Origin of the sequence: Curtobacterium flaccumfaciens pv. betae, from assembly GCF_026241855.1 — a bacterium.
Taxonomy (GTDB): Bacteria; Actinomycetota; Actinomycetes; order Actinomycetales; family Microbacteriaceae; genus Curtobacterium; species Curtobacterium flaccumfaciens.
Window position 1 is genome coordinate 1,939,247 of record NZ_JAPJDC010000001.1, and the last position, 17,603, is coordinate 1,956,849.

At 72.2% G+C, this 17,603-nt stretch carries 17 protein-coding genes; 8 read left to right on the forward strand and 9 right to left on the reverse strand.

Going from position 1 to position 17,603, the window contains the following annotated elements:
- Nucleotides 1–35 precede the first annotated feature (35 nt).
- The 3 genes from ORG17_RS09220 to ORG17_RS09230 are packed head-to-tail and all read right to left on the reverse strand — an operon-like array spanning nucleotide 36 to nucleotide 3,229.
- Complete coding sequence (locus ORG17_RS09220; RefSeq protein ID WP_081827297.1) at nucleotides 36–1,268, reverse strand: D-alanyl-D-alanine carboxypeptidase family protein; 1,233 nt, start codon at nucleotides 1,266–1,268, stop codon at nucleotides 36–38.
- Nucleotides 1,269–1,293: 25 nt separating this feature from the next.
- Entirely contained in the window at nucleotides 1,294–1,923 is a 630-nt protein-coding gene (locus ORG17_RS09225) for a DUF1097 domain-containing protein (RefSeq protein ID WP_214526223.1), read from the reverse strand.
- The gene (locus ORG17_RS09230) at nucleotides 1,916–3,229 is read right to left on the reverse strand and encodes an amidohydrolase family protein (protein ID WP_214526222.1); all 1,314 of its coding nucleotides are present in this window, start codon (nucleotides 3,227–3,229) and stop codon (nucleotides 1,916–1,918) included. The genes ORG17_RS09225 and ORG17_RS09230 overlap by 8 nt, the downstream gene beginning before the upstream one ends.
- A 146-nt stretch (nucleotides 3,230–3,375) precedes the next feature.
- On the opposite strand from ORG17_RS09230, the gene ORG17_RS09235 reads away from it, so the two are divergent.
- The 3 genes from ORG17_RS09235 to ORG17_RS09245 are packed head-to-tail and all read left to right on the forward strand — an operon-like array spanning nucleotide 3,376 to nucleotide 6,748.
- Nucleotides 3,376–4,053 carry a FadR/GntR family transcriptional regulator gene (locus ORG17_RS09235; RefSeq protein WP_071244719.1) on the forward strand — a complete coding sequence of 226 codons (678 nt, stop codon included), beginning with the start codon at nucleotides 3,376–3,378 and terminating at the stop codon, nucleotides 4,051–4,053.
- On the forward strand, nucleotides 4,050–5,162 hold the full coding sequence (locus tag ORG17_RS09240) for an acetamidase/formamidase family protein (protein WP_214526221.1): 1,113 nt from the start codon (nucleotides 4,050–4,052) through the stop codon (nucleotides 5,160–5,162). The genes ORG17_RS09235 and ORG17_RS09240 overlap by 4 nt, the downstream gene beginning before the upstream one ends.
- Entirely contained in the window at nucleotides 5,159–6,748 is a 1,590-nt protein-coding gene (locus ORG17_RS09245; RefSeq protein WP_214526220.1) for an AtzH-like domain-containing protein, read from the forward strand. The genes ORG17_RS09240 and ORG17_RS09245 overlap by 4 nt, the downstream gene beginning before the upstream one ends.
- On the opposite strand, the gene ORG17_RS09250 is transcribed toward ORG17_RS09245, so the two are convergent.
- The gene (locus ORG17_RS09250) at nucleotides 6,745–7,563 is read right to left on the reverse strand and encodes a TrmH family RNA methyltransferase (RefSeq protein ID WP_027465662.1); all 819 of its coding nucleotides are present in this window, start codon (nucleotides 7,561–7,563) and stop codon (nucleotides 6,745–6,747) included. The genes ORG17_RS09245 and ORG17_RS09250 overlap by 4 nt on opposite strands.
- Nucleotides 7,564–7,789: 226 nt before the next feature.
- Here ORG17_RS09250 and ORG17_RS09255 point away from each other — a divergent pair, with 226 nt between their 5' ends.
- From ORG17_RS09255 to ORG17_RS09265, 3 genes are all read left to right on the forward strand, one after another.
- Nucleotides 7,790–8,623 (forward strand): Sir2 family NAD-dependent protein deacetylase, encoded by an 834-nt coding sequence (locus ORG17_RS09255; protein ID WP_027465663.1) that lies wholly within the window; start codon nucleotides 7,790–7,792, stop codon nucleotides 8,621–8,623.
- Between the two features lie 235 nt (nucleotides 8,624–8,858).
- Nucleotides 8,859–9,497 (forward strand): histidine phosphatase family protein, encoded by a 639-nt coding sequence (locus ORG17_RS09260; protein WP_111056426.1) that lies wholly within the window; start codon nucleotides 8,859–8,861, stop codon nucleotides 9,495–9,497.
- Between the two features lie 49 nt (nucleotides 9,498–9,546).
- Nucleotides 9,547–10,278 (forward strand): hypothetical protein, encoded by a 732-nt coding sequence (locus ORG17_RS09265; RefSeq protein WP_214526219.1) that lies wholly within the window; start codon nucleotides 9,547–9,549, stop codon nucleotides 10,276–10,278.
- 136 nt (nucleotides 10,279–10,414) lie between these two features.
- Here the strand turns inward: ORG17_RS09265 and ORG17_RS09270 are convergent, their stop codons facing one another.
- Entirely contained in the window at nucleotides 10,415–11,485 is a 1,071-nt protein-coding gene (locus ORG17_RS09270; RefSeq protein WP_214526244.1) for a glycosyltransferase family 4 protein, read from the reverse strand.
- A gap of 5 nt (nucleotides 11,486–11,490) precedes the next feature.
- Nucleotides 11,491–12,483, reverse strand: coding sequence for an alpha/beta fold hydrolase (locus tag ORG17_RS09275; RefSeq protein WP_250892089.1), 993 nt, complete (start codon nucleotides 12,481–12,483; stop codon nucleotides 11,491–11,493).
- A gap of 113 nt (nucleotides 12,484–12,596) precedes the next feature.
- Between ORG17_RS09275 and treS the strand changes: the two genes are divergently transcribed.
- Both treS and ORG17_RS09285 read left to right on the forward strand, forming a co-directional pair.
- A complete protein-coding gene (treS, locus tag ORG17_RS09280) occupies nucleotides 12,597–14,306 on the forward strand; it encodes a maltose alpha-D-glucosyltransferase (protein WP_027465667.1) in 1,710 nt (569 codons plus the stop codon).
- Between the two features lie 35 nt (nucleotides 14,307–14,341).
- Nucleotides 14,342–15,088, forward strand: a complete 747-nt coding sequence (locus ORG17_RS09285; protein ID WP_027465668.1) for a 3'-5' exonuclease — start codon at nucleotides 14,342–14,344, stop codon at nucleotides 15,086–15,088.
- Nucleotides 15,089–15,252: 164 nt separating this feature from the next.
- Here the strand turns inward: ORG17_RS09285 and ORG17_RS09290 are convergent, their stop codons facing one another.
- From ORG17_RS09290 to glgA, 3 genes are all read right to left on the reverse strand, one after another.
- Nucleotides 15,253–15,501 carry a type B 50S ribosomal protein L31 gene (locus ORG17_RS09290; RefSeq protein ID WP_017887280.1) on the reverse strand — a complete coding sequence of 83 codons (249 nt, stop codon included), beginning with the start codon at nucleotides 15,499–15,501 and terminating at the stop codon, nucleotides 15,253–15,255.
- Nucleotides 15,502–15,603: 102 nt separating this feature from the next.
- Nucleotides 15,604–16,386, reverse strand: a complete 783-nt coding sequence (locus ORG17_RS09295) for an ABC transporter ATP-binding protein (RefSeq protein ID WP_017887279.1) — start codon at nucleotides 16,384–16,386, stop codon at nucleotides 15,604–15,606.
- A 9-nt stretch (nucleotides 16,387–16,395) separates the two neighbouring features.
- Nucleotides 16,396–17,595: a glycogen synthase gene (glgA, locus tag ORG17_RS09300; RefSeq protein WP_027465670.1), complete on the reverse strand. Its 1,200-nt coding sequence runs from the start codon at nucleotides 17,593–17,595 to the stop codon at nucleotides 16,396–16,398.
- Nucleotides 17,596–17,603: the final 8 nt, after the last annotated feature.

The window sequence follows — 17,603 nt, forward strand, 5'->3', positions numbered from 1 at the left end:
ACCCGACCGACTCTACGGTCGGCGGACGACGGGCGTCACGCCCCCTGGAACGGGTTCGTCCAGCGCCACCAGACGCCGGGGTCGTCGATCGTGCGCTCGAGCGCGAGCGGCACCGTGACCGGGTCGTGGTCGGAGATGCGGAACCGGACCTGCCCGACCCGTTCGCCCTTCGTGCCGAAGGTCACCTGCTGCAGCTTCGCCTTCGCGGTGACGGTGGTCTTGCCCCACACGAGCACCTCGGCCGCCTTCGTCGTGACCGCGTCGGCCTCGTCCTGCCACGGGGTCGAGAAGGTGCCGAAGGTCTGCCCCTGGTGGGTGAGCGTCACCACCTGGAAGTTGTCCGCCACGGACCGCAGCAACCGCTGCACGTCGACGTCGAGGGAGTCGTGGTCGACACCGCCGAGCATCACGCCGACGACGGTGACGTCCCTGCCACCGCGCTCGTACGTCGCCGCGAACAGCAGACAGGCGCCGGCCTCGTCGAGGGTGCCGGTCTTGATCCCCTCGATGCCGTCGAGACCGAGGAGCTTGTTCGAGTTCTCGATCTGCCCCGCACCGGGCACGGTCACCTGCTTCGTCCCGACGACCTGCTGCACGACCGGGTTCGCGAGCGCGAGCTGACCGAGCGCCACCAGGTCGGTCGCGGTGGACCGGTTGTCCGCGTCGAGGCCGGTCGGCTCCTCGATCGTGGTGTCGTCGAGGCCCTGCCGGTCGAGCCACGCGTCCGCGGCACGGTCGTACGCCTCCAGCGACCCGAACGCCCAGATGGCGAGGGCCCCTGCGTAGTTGTTCGCCGACTTCATCAGCATGACCTGCAGGGTCTGGTACTCGGACAGCTTCAGTCCGGCTGGCATCGGCGCGACCTCGCCGTTCACCGCCGCGTACTTGGCGTACAACCCCTGCATCTCCGGGTTGAAGGCGATCGAGGGCCCCGGCTCGCCCCGCTCGAGGGGCTTCGCGTCGAGGACGACGAGAGCGGTGACGATCTTCGAGATGCTCGCGATCGGCCGGGGCTTCGTGTCGCCGCTGGTGCGGAGGCTCTCCGGGAAGTCGGTCGCCTCGACCGCCGTGGCACCGTAGCCGGGGAACCGCAGGTCCGGCACGCTCGTCGTGGGTGCCGAGTAGGTGGTGGTGCTCGCGCTCGCGGGGGCGAACGGCACGACCGCCGCAGCGACGAGGTAGCCGGCGACGAGGAGCAGGACGGCGACCACCGAGATCGTGACCGGCCTCCGGACGGCGGAGCGGGGGCGGCGGACGACTGGTGACACGGGACCCGAGCGTACCGGTCCGCTCCTAGGCCGAGGCTGCGACGGGCTGGTCGGGCTGGCGTTCCGGAGCCGGGGCCGGGGCCGTGGCCGTGGCCACTGCGCCGCCGGCCGCGACGACGGGGTCGGCCTCTACGACGGTGCCGGCCGGGTCGGGCCGGGCGAAGGTCAGGCGGCGGGACAGGTACGCGAACACCGGACCGAGCGCGTTCATCAGCACGACCGACACCCAGGCTGCCCAGGCGTTCCCCGGGTCGAAGCCGAAGCCGCCGAAGCACGTCGCGAAGAACGAGGCGAACCCGAGGAACATCCCGGGGACGAGCCCGAACAGCTTCGTCCGACCCGTGTACATCAGGGCGCAGTTCACGACGAGGATGAGCAGCGCCAGCACGGTGTTCTGCGCCGCCTGCCCCTCGCCGAACAGGGTGCCGAACCGCTGGTCGAGCAGGACGATGACCAGGCCGAACGCCGACCCGATCGGCATCGCGGCCGACAGGCGGGTGGCGTTCCGCAGCGTCGGCTTGCCGCCGAGCAGGAACATCCCCGCCCAGCTGATGAAGATCGCCCAGGTCGGCAGGTGCAGGGCGTTGCCGCCGATGAACGCCGTGGCACCGGCCAGGACGGAGGCGACGATCTCGTGCGGGATCCGTTCACGCATGGCTGAGTTCCTTCGATCGGTTCGTGGTGGGGCTGGTGGTGAGACGGACGGTCCGGGTGGTCTCGGCGACGACCCGGCCGCGCTTGACGACGAGGGCACGGTCCGGCCGGTCGAGCAGGACGCCGTCCGGGTCGGTGGTGGAGAGCACGACGAGGTCGGCGGCGGCGCCGGGCCGGATGCCGTGGGTGTCCGCGACGCCGACGACCTCGGCCGCCCCGGTGGTGGCCATGGCGAGCACCCGTCGCAGGTCGTCCGGGCCGGACAGGTGCCCGGTCTGCGCAAGGAGCAGCCCGACGTCGAGCAGGTCGGCGTTGCCGAACGGGGTGAAGGCGTTCCGGACGTTGTTCGACGCGTAGGCGCTCGTGACCCCGGCGTCCCAGAGTTCGCGGACCGGCACGACCCCGCGCCGCACGTCGTGGTCGTCGGACCGTCCCCCGAGGTGCAGGTCGGTCGCGGGCAGCGGCACGACGGCGACCCCGGCGGCAGCGAGGCGGTCGAACAGCACCCGGCGCTCGCCGCGGGGCAGGCTCGCGATCGAGGTCACGTGGCCGAGCGCCACCCGTCCCTGCAGCCCGCGGGCGGTCACGCGGTCGGCGATGTGCCCGGCGAGGGCGTACCGCGGGTCGGAGGTGTCGTCGGCGAAGTCGGCGTGCAGGTCGGCCGGCACCCCGAACTCCTCGGCGAGGTCCAGGACCGTCTCGACGTGCTCGTGGCAGGCGGCCAGGGTGTGCTCGTTGTAGGTGCATCCCCCGATGACGTCCGCCCCCGCGGCGAGCGCCTGACGGAGCAGCGCGAGGGTGCCCGGTGCCTTGGCGATGCCCTCCTGGGGGAACGCGACGATCTGCAGGTCGAGGGCGTCCCGGTACTCGTCGCGCAGGTCGAGCAGCACCTCGACGCCGGTGAGCCCGACGATCGGGTCGACGTCGGGGTGTGCGCGGACGAGCGTCGTGCCGTTCGTGATGGCCTGGTCGAGCAGGGTGCGGGCGCGGTCGCGGACGGTGGCGTGGGTGAAGCCGCGCTTGAGCTCCCCCGTGACGGCGATGGCGCCGGCGAGGGTGCCGTCGGGGTTCGGGCGTTCCCGGTCGAGCAGGGCCTTGTCGACGTGCAGGTGTGCCTCGATGAGCCCGGGGATGACCACACGCCCGGCGCAGTCGACCACGCGGGTGGGAGTAGCACCGGTGTCGGTGCCGTGCGCCGAGCCCGAACCGGGCAGCGCGTCGGTCACGCTGACGATCACGCCGTCGGCGATCGCGACGTCGACGGATCGGCCGTCGGTCAGCCGTGCGTTGGTGAGGACCAGGTCCACGTCGAACCCTCTTCCGGTCGGTGCGGGTGGGACGTGCTCCACCATTCGCCCGCCGTGTTTCGGGTTCCGACGCCGCGTGTGACGGCCGTGCAAAAGATGGTCGTACCAATGAACCAAGCAGACCAACCGGCCCTACGGTCGAGGGCATGCACCGTGGACGGACCCTGAGCGCGGCGACCGCCGCCCACCTCGGCACGCTCGTGCTCGACGACCTGCAGCCCGGCGACAAGCTGCCGCCGGAACGCACCCTCGCCGAGGACCTCGCCGTGTCCCGCACGACCATCCGCGAGGCGCTGCAGGAACTCGAGCGCCGTCGCCTGGTCTCCCGGACCCCCGGCCGTGGCACCGTCGTGCTGCCGCGACCGGAGGAGGCGTCCGCCCTGCTCGACCACCACCGCGACGACCTGGACCACCGGGCCGAGCACGTCGCCGAGTTCCGGACCGTCGTCGAGCCGCAGGTCGCCGGACTGGCGGCGGCGCGGGCTGGCGAGGCCGACCTGCTGACCCTGGAACGCATCCTCGCCGCGACGCACGCTGGTCTGAGCCCGGAGGAGTCGCTCGCCCAGGACGTCGCCTTCCACGTGCAGGTCGCCCGCACCTCGGGCAACCCCCTGCTCGTGTCGTTGTGCGAGCTCAGCAGCGGTTGGGTGCAGGACGTGCGCGCCCGCTCGCACAGCACCAGCGAGGGGCGCCGGTCGTCGTTCGAGTGGCACGAGCGGATCCTCGGGCGGATCCGGGAGCACGACGTCGAGGGCGCGACACGGGCGATGGCCGACCACCTCGCCGACGTGGCCCACCTGGTCGAACGGAGGACGGACCGATGACCACCGCACACGAGACCACCGCCCCGGCGGTGGCGACCCTGCAGCCCGGCGCCGGACCCGTCCGCGGCGACCACTTCCTGCCCGTCGACCCGGAGACCGTCCTGTGGGGTCGCCTGCCGGGCGAGGGCGACACCCCGGCCCTGACCATCGCCCCCGGCGAGTCGGTCACCATCGACACGGTCAGCCACGAGGGGATCCTCCCCGACCAGGGCAGCGACCCCGTTGCCTGGTTCGGCGACCACGGCGTCGCACCGGAGCACGTCCTCGCCGACGCGGTCGCGATCGCCCGCTCCGGCCACCGCGACCCCGCGGCGGACGGTCCACACGTGGTGTCCGGGCCGATCGCGGTGCGCGGTGCCCGTCCCGGGGACGTGCTCACCATGACGGTCCTCGAGACCCTGCCCCGGGTGCACTACGGCGTCGTGTCGAACCGGCACGGCCGCGGTGCCCTGCACGGTGAGTTCCCGGTCGACGGCACGACGGTGAGCGTCTTCGCCGACGTCGTGGACACCGACCTGGGCCGGCGGGGCCGCATCCCGCTCACCGCCGCCCGCGACCGCTTCGCGCACTTCCCCCTCGCCCCGTTCCTCGGGATCATGGGCGTCGCCACCCCCGGGGAGCGGCTGCACTCCGTCCCGCCCGGTCGCCACGGCGGCAACATCGACGTCAACCTGTTGCAGGCCGGCTCGCAGCTGCACCTGCCGGTGCTCGTCCCCGGCGCGCTCGCCCACGTCGGTGACCCGCACTTCGCCCAGGGCGACGGCGAGGTGGCGCTCACCGCGATGGAGGCCTCGCTCCGCGCCACGATCCGCTTCGACCTGACCCCGGCCGCCGAGGCGACCGCGCGGTTCGGGGACCTGGTCTGGCCCGTCGCCGAGACGCAGGAGTTCCTCGTGCCCACCGGCATGGACCCCGACCTCGACGAGGCCGTCCGGCAGTGCGTCCGGCACGCCGTCGCGATCCTCGGCGCGCGCTGGGGCATGGAACGCCACCTGGCGTACGCGTACCTGTCCGCGGCGACCGACTTCAACATCTCGCAGGTGGTGGACCTGGTCACCGGTGTCCACGCCCGCATCCGCAAGGCCGACTTCGAGGAGCCCGTCCGATGACAACGTCCGCCACGTCGACGGCCCCCGACGGACTGCTCGAGGCGCTCGACGCCTACGAGACCGCCCTGCTGGCGAACGACCTCGACGCCCTCGACGCCGCCTTCGTCGACTCCCCCGGCACGATGCGCGGCGACGACCGTGGCCTGCTCGTCGGGCACGACGCGATCAGCGCGTTCCGCGGGGCGCGGGGTGGGGTCGCCACCCGGTCGCTGACGCACGTCGAGGTCCGCCCCCTGACCGAGGACCGCGCCCTCGTCGTGTCGGTGTCCCGGTTCGCCGCGGGTGGGCAGGGCCTCCAGACCCAGCTCTGGTGCCGCGACGGCGGCACCGGCTGGCGCATCGAAGCGGCCCACGTCACCGGCCGCCCGAAGGCCGTCGACACCACCGTCTGGCGGGCCGTCGGCGACCCGCTCGTCGCCCCCACCGCCTCCGGATCGCTCGACGGCCTGACCGTCGCCGTCAAGGACCTCTACGCCGTCCCCGGCCAGCCGGTCGGCGCGGGCAACCCGACGTACCTGCGCGAAGCACCGGTCGAGACCGCGCCCGCCGCAGCGGTCGCCGCGCTCCTCGCCGCCGGTGCCTCGATCCGCGGGATCGCGCGCACCGACGAGTTCGCGTACAACCTGACGGGCCGGAACGCGCACCACGGCACGCCGCCGAACAGCGCGGCTCCCACCCGACTGCCTGGAGGCTCGTCCAGCGGATCCGCATCGGCCGTCGGCCTCGGCACGGCCGAGATCGGGATCGGCACGGACACCGCGGGATCGGTCCGGGTCCCCGCCTCGTACCAAGGGCTCTGGGGCCTCCGGACGACCCACGGCACGGTGTCCCGCGACGGGCTGCTCCCGCTCGCGCCGTCGTTCGACACCGTCGGGTGGCTCACGCGGAGCCGCGTGGTGCTGCTCGCCGCCCTCGACGCCACCGTCCCGCCGCCGTCGGCGCCGGGCGGGGCACTCGATGCGACCGTGCTCGTCGTCCCCGAGGAACTCGTCGCACTCGTCGAACCGGCCGTCGCCCGGGCCTTCGCCGCCTTCGTCGAAGCACTCGACGAACCCGTCGCGACCGTCCGACTGCGCGACCTCGGCATCCCGGACCCCGCAGCGCTGCAGGAGCAGATGCGGCTCGTCCAGGCCGCCGAGGCCCTCGCCGCCCACGGCCCCTGGATCGACGCGCACCCCGGCGCCCTGAGCACCGTCGTCGGTGACCGGTTCCGCGTGGCACGCGCGAACGACCCCGACGCGACCGCGGACGCCGTGGCACGTCTCGACGAGGTCCGTGCGACGATCCGCAGTGCCCTGGACGGTCGGACCCTGCTGTTCCCGACCGTCCCCGGACCCGCACCCCTGCTCCACGCGGACACCGCGGCGCTCGAGCGCACCCGCACCGCCACCACGGCGATGACCGCGCTCGCGAGCGTCGGTGGGCTGCCCGCGGTGAGCGCACCGGCGCTGACCGTGGACGGCGCGCCCATCGGCGTCTGCCTGGTCGGTGGGCCGGCCACCGACCGTGCCCTGGTGATCCGCGCCGGGGGCCTGCTGCCCGACCGGGCCGCCCCGGGCCTCCCGACCGTCTCGGTGGTGCGCTAGGAGGCGAGCCGCCGGGCGTGGGTGACCGCCCACAGACCGACGGCGCTCGCCGCGGCCACGTTGAGCGAGTCGACGCCGTGCGCCATCGGGATCCGGACGGTCGTGTCGGCCGACGCGATCGCGGCCGGCGTCAGCCCCTGCCCCTCGGTGCCCATCACGAGCGCGACCCGGTCGGGCAGGTCCGCCACGAAGGCGTCGAGGTCGACGGACTCGTCGGTCAGCGCCATCGCGGCCAAGTGGAAGCCCTGCGCGCGGAGTTCCTCGCCCGCTGCGGGCCAGTCGCCGATGCGGGTCCACGGCACCTGCAGCACCGTGCCCATGCTCACACGGACACTCCGGCGGTACAGCGGGTCGGCGCACCGCGGGCTGACGAGCACCGCGTCGGCGCCCAGGCCGGCGACGCTGCGGAACACCGCGCCGACGTTCGTGTGGTCGACGATGTCCTCGAGCACGACGACGACCTTCGCGTCCCGCACCACGTCGGCGACGCTCGGCAGCTCGGGGCGCTGCATCGCGGCGATCGCACCGCGGTGCATGCGGAACCCGGTGAGCTCCTCGAGCAGGGCGTCGGCACCGACGAACACGGGGCCGTCGTGCTCCGCGACCAGGGGCAGGACGCTGTCGAGCCACTTCTCCTGCACCAGGATGCTCCGCGGCACGTGACCCGCGCGGACCGCGCGCTCGATGACCGTGTTCGACTCGGCGATGTACAGGCCACCCTCGGGCTCCGAGACCCGGCGGAGCGCCACGTCGGTGAGCCGGGCGAAGTCGTCGAGACGGGGATCGTCGAGGGAGTCGATGCGGACGGGGTGCACGGGGCTCGTTTCGGTGTGGTGCGGGGGGTGTGGGTGGTGTGGGTGGTGTGGGGCGCGGCGTGGGTCGCACCGTGGGTCCGGTGGGGCGGCGCTGGCGCGGGTCCGCCGACGGTCCGATCCGCCTGGGAAGCGACCGGGACGGTCGGGTGTTGAGGGTACCGTGAACAGGGTGCTGGATGATGCTGCGTCGACGACCGGACCGACCACCGGGGCGGCCGCCGGGTCGGTGACCGCCGACGACCTGGACCGCGTCGTCGAGGTGCTCGGCGGCAAGCGCATCGCCGTGCTCTCCGGTGCCGGTCTGAGCACCGACTCCGGCATCCCCGACTACCGCGGCGCCGGGCGGGTGGTGCGCAAGCCGATGACGTTCCAGGAGTTCCTGGCCGACCCCGCGAAGCGCCAGCGCTACTGGGCCGGATCGCACCTGGGCTGGCGGAGCTTCGCGGCCGCCGTGCCGAACGACGGGCACCGGGCGCTCGCCGCACTCGAGGACGCCGGGATCGTCGCCGGGGTCATCACGCAGAACGTCGACGGCCTGCACCTGCGCGCCGGGTCCCGCCGCGTCGTCGAGATCCACGGCTCGATGGACCGCGCCGTGTGCCTGCGGTGCGGCCAGGTGTTCTCCCGCTCCGACCTCGCCGCCACCATCGACCGGGCGAACCCCTGGATCGACGAGCCCGGGTCCGTGCAGCTGCAGCCGGACGGTGACGTCGAGATCACCGACGTCGAGCGGTTCGTCGTCCCCGCGTGCTCCGTGTGCGGCGGCGACCTGAAGCCCGACGTCGTCTTCTTCGGCGAGTTCGTGCCGGCCGAGAAGTTCCGCGAGGCCGTGTCGATCGTCGCCGACGCCGACGCGCTGCTCGTCGTCGGTTCCTCACTCACCGTGAACTCGGGCGTGCGGCTGGTCGACCACGCTGCGCGCCGCAAGAACCCGGTGGTCATCGTGAACCGCGGCGAGACCCGCAGTGACCGCCGTGCGGCGGTGAAGCTCGACGCCGGCACCACCGAGACGCTCGTGCACCTGGCGGAGCGGCTCAGCGCAGCGGCTTCGACCGACTAGCGCGGGCGGCGTCGCCGGACGGGCCTGCCAGGCACGGTCGCCGGACGGGCCTGCCAGGCACGGTCGCCGGACGGGCCTGCCAGGCACGGTCGCCGGACGGGCCTGCCAGGCACGGTCGCCGGACGGGCCTGCCAGGCACGGTCGCCGGACGGGCCTGCCGGGTGCGGTCGCCAGACGGGCCTGCCGGGTGCGTCTGCCGGACGGGCCTGCCGGGTGCGTCTGCGAAGATCGACGGGTGACGACCCTCCTGTACCTCGTCCGGCACGGCGAGACCGACTGGAACGCGCAACGCCGCATCCAGGGCTCCACCGACATCCCGCTCAACGACACCGGACGACGGCAGGCCGCCGAGGCCGCCGAACTCCTGACCCGCCGGCCGTTCGACGCCGTCGTCGCGTCCCCGCTGTCGCGTGCGGCCGAGACGGGCGCGATCATCGCCGACCGCCTGGGCCTCGACGCACCGACGACGTACCCGGGCCTGGCCGAGCGCTCCTACGGCGAGGCCGAGGGCCTGACCGACGACGAGGTGTCGGCACGGTACCCGCACGACGACATCCCCGGCCGGGAGTCCCGCTCCGCGCTGCTCGCCCGCGTCACCGAGACCCTCGGCGAGATCGCGGTCCGGTTCGACGCCGGCGTCGTCGTGGTCGCGACCCACGGCGCGGTGATCCGCAGCGTCGTGAACGCCGCAGCCCCCGGCACCGCCGACCGCCGCCACACCCCGATCCGGAACGGGTCCATCCACTCGTTCCGGTGGGACCCCGAACGCTTCCACGCCGAACTCGTCCGGTTCGACGACCCGATCGACGACGTGTCCGACGACACCGGTGGGTCGGCGTTCGAGTACCAGAACCCCTTGGAACGCCGGGGCTGACCGGGGACTAGGCTCCGACGCACCCGCACACCGGGGTGAGGGGAGCCACATGTCCGACGACGGGACCAGCCGACACGGCCAGCATGCCCTCGACCAACAGGGCGACGACCTCGACCGGGTGTTCGGTCCCGAGACGGCGAGCGTCCCGACCCGCACGCGGGCGCGCACCTGGTTCATCATCGGCGGCAGTGTCCTGGCGGTCGCCGTGGTCATCGCCGTGGTGCTCGGCTCGATCATCGGGAGTGTCCAGAACGGCATCGGTGGGGTCTTCCCGCGCCCCGATGTCGCGCTCGACCGGTTCGACGAGCGGGTGAGTGCCCTGCCCGGCGTCACCGACGTTCGGCACCACACCCCGTCGAAGACCGCGTTCGCCAGCTACGACGCCGTCGCCACCGTCCGCGCCGACCCCACGCTCGACACCGCGGCGCGGGGTGACCTGGTGGCCGCCATCAGTCGGGCTGCCGACGAGTCGGGCGGCAACGGCGTCCGGGTCGTCGTGATCGCCGACCTCGGCAACCTGGAGATCGGCGTTACCGGTGCCGGCGAGGTCGCGGCGAAGCGCCTGGCACTGGCGGACACGCTCGACCACATCGGCGGTGTCACCGAGGTCCGCTGCTCGTGGGAGCGCGGCGGCGACCCGTCCGACACCGCGGGCGACCAGTCCGTCGTCGTCCGGACCCCGGGTCGGGGTGCCGCGGTGCCACCGATCGTGGCGCGGGTGACCCAGGAGACGCAGAAGGTGTTCCCCGGGGCGGACGTGCAGGTCGTCGCGGCGAAGTGATCGGCGGTGGTCGCGGGGCGGGACGGGGCGGACGACGTGGAACGACACCGTCGACGTCGTACGACATCGACATCGTCGTTCCGCATCGTCACCAACCGCGAGACCACCAACCGCGAGACCACACCAGCGCCAGCCCTCAGCCCCGCCGGTCCCCCACGGCCCGCTCGACGGCCCGGATGACCTGCTCCGCCGAGTCCTGCCACCGGAACCGTCCGGCACGCTCGATCGACTTCCGCGAGGCCTCGTCCCACCGCTCTTCGACCCGCCGGACGGCCGCGGCGACGGCGGACGGCGACGCCGGGTCGAAGTACTCCGCAGCGGAGCCGCCGATCTCCCGGAAGATGGGAATGTCGCTGACGACGACCGGGGTCCCGACGCCCATCGCCTCGACGAGCGGGATGCCGAACCCCTCGTCGTACGACGCGGTCGCCAGCGCCGTGGCCAAACGGAGCACGGACAGGTACTCCTCGTCGGTGGCGCCGTCGTGGAACACGATCGCCCCAGCGGGCGCGAGCCCCTCGAGCCGTGCCCGGTCGGCGTCGGACACCCGCGACATGCAGTGCAGCGTCCAGTCCGCCCCGAGGAGCGGCAGCGCCGCCGCCAGGGTCTCGACGTTCTTGTACGGCATGAACGAGCCCATGTAGACGAGCGAGCGTCGACGTGGCGCTCCGGCCGACCGCGGTGTCGCCGGGTCGGCCGCGTTGTGGGCCACGGTCACGGGTCGCCGCGTCAGCCGGTGCTCGGTGATCAGCCCGGCGGTCGTCTCCGACACCGTCACCACCCCGTCGGCGCCGTTCAGCAGGAACCGCTGCGGCGCCCAGGACAGGTGGAACGCCCGCCAGCCGAGCCGCAGCGGCCACGAGAACTCCCGCGGGGGTGTGCGGTTGCGGTAGTAGATCAGGTCGTGCAGCGTCAGGACGAGCGCGTACCGACGGCCCCGCGACCCCATCGTCTGCATCGGCGAGAAGACCGCGTCGAGCCCGAGCCGGTTGACGCGCCGGGCGACGAGCGGCTCCCCCGCGTCCGTCGGTGCGGGCAGCAGCTCCCACGGCAGGTCGCTCGGCAGCGACTCGAGCTGGCGCTCGTCGCTGACGAGCAGCACGTACTCGTGCCGGTCCGGCAGGTGCTCGACGACCCCGGCGGTGAACCGGCTGATGCCGTCGTGCCGACCGATCCGCACGTACCGGCAGTCGATGCCGATGCGCAGGCGCGTCACGACGCGTCCGCCGTCCGGGAGGCCCGCCCCGCCCCCGACGGTCGGCTGTCCGTCGTGGCCCCACCGCGTCCAGGGCGTCCCTGGCGTCCGGTACGTCGGGTCGTGTCCGCCATCCGGCGGAGCACCGCCGCCGCGGCCGGAGCCGGCGTCTCGTAGTGCACCAGGTGGCCGACACCCGGGATCACGACGAGCTCGGCGTCACGCAGGCGCTCGGCGAGTGCGCGCTGTTCGGGGACGGCGGTGATGTCGTCGTGCTCGGCCGCGACGAGCAGCACGGGCACCGTGATCCGGTCCGCGTACTCGGAGACGTCGTGGGTGACCGAGGTGCGGAACGCCTCGAGCACGCTCGTGCGGTTCGCGAAGGCCGAGAAGTACCGGTCGTGCTGGTCGTGCACCCACCGGCGGACCGCGGGGTCGTGGGACTTCAGCATCGCGATGCTCATCGCCCGGACGATCGCGCCGTTCCGCAGGATCCCGAGCCCGATCGGCTTCGGCAGCACCGCGCCGGCACGGTAGTACCCGATCGCGATCGCGGTCCCCACGGCACGCGGTCCCTGCAGGGCCGGGGCGGCGATGGGGTTGACGAGGACGAGCAGTCGGGTGTCGAGCCCGGCGGCGACGGTGGCCGACACCACGATCGACCCGAACGAGTGCCCGAGCACCACGGTGTCGCGGCCGAGCCCGAGCGCGGCGTGGAACCCGGTCAGCCAGGCCACGTACGCGTCGACGTCCGACACCGGCAGCGGATCGGACACGCCGAAGCCGGGCAGGTCGGGCACGATCACCCGCACACCCTGCAGGTGCGCGGCGATGGTCTCGAGGCCGTGGTGGTCCCCGCGGAACCCGTGCACGGCGAGCACGGTGCGATCCGAGTCCTCGGGCCCGTAGACCCAGTAGTGCGTGGTCCGGCCGTCGACCTGGACGGCCCGGTGCACGACCGGGGTGGCGGCCATCAACGACTGGTACGGGGAGAGCACGGGCGGTTGCATCCGCGCCAGTCTAGGGAGCGAACCGCACGAAACCCCGGACACCCGCAGCATCTCGCGCCTATCGTGTCCGGGGCGGGCCGTCGACCGGTCCGTCGATGACGACGAGGAGCACGGTGACCTTCACAGCCCCGATCCAGCTGCCCGGCCTGACGCTCGACCCGCAGTGGTACAAGCGCTCGGTCTTCTACGAGTGCATGATCCGGTCGTTCGTCGACTCCAACGGAGACGGCATCGGCGACATCCAGGGCGTGATCGGCAAGCTCGACTACCTGCAGTGGCTCGGCGTGGACGCCCTGTGGCTGCCGCCGTTCTTCCAGTCGCCGATGCGCGACGGCGGGTACGACATCGCCGACTACCGGGCGATCCTGCCGGAGTTCGGCACGCTCGACGACTTCCGCGAGCTCGTCACGAAGTCGCACGAGCGGAACATGCGCATCGTGATCGACATGGTGATCAACCACACCAGCGACCAGCACGAGTGGTTCCAGCAGTCCCGCGAGGACCCGGACGGCCCCTACGGCGACTTCTACGTCTGGCGGGACACCGACGAGGACTACTCGAACATCCGCATCATCTTCGTCGACACCGAGGAGTCCAACTGGACCTTCGACCCGGTCCGACGCCAGTTCTTCTTCCACCGCTTCTTCTCGCACCAGCCCGACCTGAACTTCGAGAACCCCGCGGTCATCGAGGCGATCTACGACGTCGTCCGGCACTGGCTCGACATGGGCGTCGACGGGCTCCGGCTCGACGCGATCCCCTACCTGTTCGAGTCCGAGGAGGGCAACGGCGAGGGCGAGCCGGAGACCCACGAGTTCATCAAGAAGCTCCGCGCCATGGTCGACGACGAGTACCCCGGCCGCGTGCTCCTGGCCGAGGCGAACCAGTGGCCGCGCGAGACGGCCGCGTTCTTCGGCACCGACGAGGAGCCCGAGTGCCACATGGCGTTCGACTTCCCGGTGATGCCGCGCATCTTCTACTCGCTCCGGGCCCAGCACGCCGCCGAGCTCAAGGCGATCCTGTCCGAGACCCTCGACGTGCCGGCCAGCGCGGCGTGGGGTGTCTTCCTCCGCAACCACGACGAGCTCACGCTCGAGATGGTGAGCGAGGAGTACCGGCAGGCGATGTACGGCTGGTACGGCTACGACCCGCGGATGCGCTCGAACATCGGTATCCGCCGACGCCTCGCTCCCCTGCTCGACAACTCCCGCGCGGAGCTCGAGCTCATCCACGCGCTGCTGTTCTCACTGCCCGGATCGCCGTTCCTGTACTACGGCGACGAGATCGGGATGGGCGACAACATCTGGCTGCCGGACCGCGACTCCTCGCGCACGCCGATGCAGTGGACGCCGGACCGCAACGCCGGCTTCTCCACCGCCGACCCGGGCAAGCTCTACCTGCCCGTCGTCCAGTCGCTCGTGTACAACTACGCGCAGGTCAACGTCGAGGCGCAGCTCGCCCAGTCGCGCTCGCTGCTGCACTGGGTCCGGAACGTCATCCACACGCGCAAGGCCCACCCGGTGTTCGGCCTCGGGTCCCTGCACGTGCAGGAGACCTCGAACGACTCGGTCCTCGCCTTCGTCCGCTCGTGGGAGGGCTCCGGCCAGCAGTTCGGCCCGTCCGCCGAGGACGTCCTCTGCGTGTTCTCGTTCGCGACGAACCCGACCTCGGTCACGGTGTCCGCTCCGGAGTTCGCGGGGCGTCCGCTCTACGACCTGTTCGGCGGCGGTTCGTTCCCGTCCTTCGACGAGGACGGCAACGTGACGCTGACCATGGGCACGCAGTCGTTCTACTGGCTGCACGTCGGCGCGCCGACCCGGTAGTCGGGGGTGTCGGTGCGTCCCGTTAGCCTGACCGCGTGACGTTCCCCACAGCACAGCTCGACGCGCCCGCTCCGTCCCAGGACCTCACGGGTCGCCCCTGGTGGCACGCGCTGGGCGTCTTCGACCTCGAGACCACCGGGGTCGACGTCGAAACGGCCCGCATCGTCACCGCCCACGTCGGCCTCATCGACATGACCGGGGCCTCCATCGTCGAGGGTGCGTGGATCGCCGACCCCGGCGTGCCGATCCCCGAGGGCGCGGCCGCCGTGCACGGGTACACCACCGAGCGTGCCCAGGCCGAGGGGCGTCCCGCGGCCGAGGTCGTGGCCGAGATCATCGCCGCGATCGAGGCCGTGTTCGCCCGGGGCATCCCGCTGGTGATCTACAACGCCCCGTACGACCTCACCGTCCTCGACCGCGAGGCGAAGCGCCACGGGTTCGCCTCCCCCGTCATCGGCAACGTCGTCGACCCGCTGGTGATCGACAAGGCACTCGACACCTTCCGCAAGGGCAAGCGTACGCTCGAAGCCGCCTCCGAGCTCTACGGCGTCACGCTCGACGACGCCCACGACGCCGGAGCCGACGCGATCGCTGCCGGGCGTGTCGCCCAGGCCATCGCGGGCAAGTACCCGGACGAGCTCGGCATCTCCGCCGAGGAACTCCACCGCAAGCAGGTCGGCTGGTGTGCCGAGCAGGCCACCTCGTTCCAGGACTACATGCGCAAGAAGCGCGACCCGAACTTCACCGCCGACGGCCGCTGGCCGCACCGCAACGGCGCCTGACCCCGCACAGCCCCCGCAAGACACCGGTGTTCGCGCGCCGAACACCCGCAGAACGCGGCGTGACGCGCGAACACCGGTGTCTTGCGTCCAGGGCCCACGACCGCACAACGCGAACGGGCGGCCCTCCCGGAGGAGGACCGCCCGTGGGCGTTGCGTGGGGCTGCTTACTTGCTGAAGCCCTTGAAGCGCTGGTTGAACTTCTCGACGCGACCGGCCGAGTCGAGGATGCGCTGCTTACCCGTGTAGAACGGGTGCGAAGCGGACGAGATCTCGACGTCGATGACCGGGTAGGTCGCACCGTCGAGCTCGATGGTCTTGTCGCTGTTCGCGGTCGAACGCGTCAGGAACGTCTCACCGGAGGCCAGGTCGCGGAAGACGATGGCGCGGTACTCGGGGTGGGTGTCGGTCTTCATGGAGATTCCTCGATAGCGGTGATGGGATTGCGCGAACTGCGCGGGAAGTCGTCGGCTTGCGCCAGCCGTCCACGATACCAGAGAGACGGCGGGATCGCAGCGCTACGCGGCGCGTGCCGTGTAGCGACCGGCGTCCTTGGTGACCGAGAGGTCGATGCCGAACGCCTCGGTCAGGGTCTGGTCCGTCAGGACCTCGTCGATGGGGCCGGCGGCCTGCACGTGGCCGTCGGCGAGGACGAGCGCGTGGGTGAACCCGGCCGGGATCTCCTCGACGTGGTGGGTCACGATGACGATGGCCGGCGAGTCCGCACTCTGGGCGTAGCCGCCGAGGGTGCGGACGAGGCTCTCGCGGGCACCGAGGTCGAGCGAAGCGGCCGGTTCGTCGAGGAACAGGATCTCCGGGTCGGTCATCACGGCACGGGCGATCTGCACGCGCTTCTGCTCGCCGTCGCTGAGGTCGCCGAACGTGCGGTCGGTGAAGGACCCCAGGCCCCACTCCTCGAGCACGCGCTGCGCACGGCGGACGTCGAGCTCCTCGTACTCCTCGTTCCAGCGACCCGTCACCGAGTACGCCGCCGTGAGCACGACGTCGATGACCTTCTCGGTCACCGGGATGCGGCGTGCCAGCGCGGTCGACGCGAAGCCGATGCGCGGGCGGAGCTCGAACAGGTCGGCGCCGCCGAGCTCGGTCCCGAGCACCTCGACGTCGCCCGAGGTCGGGAACGTCTGGGCACCCGCGACCTGCAGCAGCGTGGTCTTGCCGGCACCGTTCGCACCGAGCACGACCCAGCGTTCGTCGTCCTGCACCTCCCACGAGATCGCGTCGAGGATGGTGGCCCCGTTGCGGACCACGGAGACGTCTGACAAGCGCACGACCGAGGGCATGCGACCAGCCTACGGGTTCTGGCCGAGCACCTGGTCGTAGACCTGCCGTGTCCTGGTGGCGATCGCGTCCCAGGTGAACTCGGTCTCGACACGGAGCCGTCCGGCGCGTCCCATGAGCTTCGCCAGCCCCTCGTCGGCGAGCACCTCGGTGAGGGTCGCCGCGAGGTCGGCCACGAAGCGGTCGGGGTCGGTCGGGGTTCCGGTGCCGTCCTGCACCTGGTCGATCGGGACGATGCGGCCGGTGAGCCCGTCGGCGACGACCTCGGGGATGCCGCCGGTGCCGGTGCCGACGACCGGGATGCCGCACGCCATCGCCTCGAGGTTCACGATGCCGAGCGGCTCGTAGACCGACGGGCACACGAACACGGTGCCCGAGGACAGCACGTTCACGATCTCCTGGTGCGCGAGCATCCGGTCGATCCAGACGACGCCCTCGCGGTCGGCCCGGAGCCCGTCGACGAGCTCGGTGACCTCGGCCAGGATCTCGGGGGTGTCCGGCGCGCCGGCGCACAGCACGATCTGCACGTCCGACGGCAGCGACGCCACGGCACGGAGCAGGTACGGCAGGCCCTTCTGCCGGGTGATGCGTCCGACGAACACGACGCTCGGGCGCGTCGGGTCGATGCCGAGGGCGCGGACGGCGTCCTCGTCGACGGTCGGCTTCCACGCGTCGATGTCGATGCCGTTGTAGACGACGTGGACCTTCGCCGGGTCGATCGACGGGTACGAGCGCAGGATGTCCGCACGCATGGCCTTCGAGACCGCGATGACGCCGTCGGCGTGTTCGAACGCCTCGCGCTCCATCCAGCTGGACAGGCGGTAGCCGCCGCCGAGCTGCTCGGCCTTCCACGGGCGGAGCGGCTCGAGGCTGTGGGCGGTGACGATGTGGGGGATGCCGTAGGTCAGCTGCGCGATCCGGCCTGCGGAGTTCGCGTACCAGGTGTGCGAGTGCACGAGGTCGGCACCCTCGACGTCGGCCGCGATGGCCACGTCGGTGCCGAGGGCCTGCAGCGCGCCGTTCGCCTGGCCGAGGCCGTCCGGGGTCCGGTAGCCCCACACGTCGGGTTCGTCACGGAAGGCCCCGAAGGCCCGGACACGGACTTCCGTGTCCGTCCCCGACCGCAACGCGGCGGTGAGTTCGGACACGTGGACACCCGCTCCGCCGTAGACCTCCGGCGGATACTCCCTGGTCAGCAGATCGACTCGCACTGGTTCAA

Bases quoted from the DNA above. Each gene is read 5' to 3' on its own strand.
- ORG17_RS09295 (WP_017887279.1), bottom strand. From the start codon at position 16,386: ATGCCCTCGGTCGTGCGCTTGTCAGACGTCTCCGTGGTCCGCAACGGG.
- ORG17_RS09245 (WP_214526220.1), top strand. From the start codon at position 5,159: ATGACAACGTCCGCCACGTCGACGGCCCCCGACGGACTGCTCGAGGCG.
- ORG17_RS09235 (WP_071244719.1), top strand. From the start codon at position 3,376: ATGCACCGTGGACGGACCCTGAGCGCGGCGACCGCCGCCCACCTCGGC.
- ORG17_RS09290 (WP_017887280.1), bottom strand. From the start codon at position 15,501: ATGAAGACCGACACCCACCCCGAGTACCGCGCCATCGTCTTCCGCGAC.
- ORG17_RS09275 (WP_250892089.1), bottom strand. From the start codon at position 12,483: ATGCAACCGCCCGTGCTCTCCCCGTACCAGTCGTTGATGGCCGCCACC.
- ORG17_RS09265 (WP_214526219.1), top strand. From the start codon at position 9,547: ATGTCCGACGACGGGACCAGCCGACACGGCCAGCATGCCCTCGACCAA.
- ORG17_RS09240 (WP_214526221.1), top strand. From the start codon at position 4,050: ATGACCACCGCACACGAGACCACCGCCCCGGCGGTGGCGACCCTGCAG.
- ORG17_RS09225 (WP_214526223.1), bottom strand. From the start codon at position 1,923: ATGCGTGAACGGATCCCGCACGAGATCGTCGCCTCCGTCCTGGCCGGT.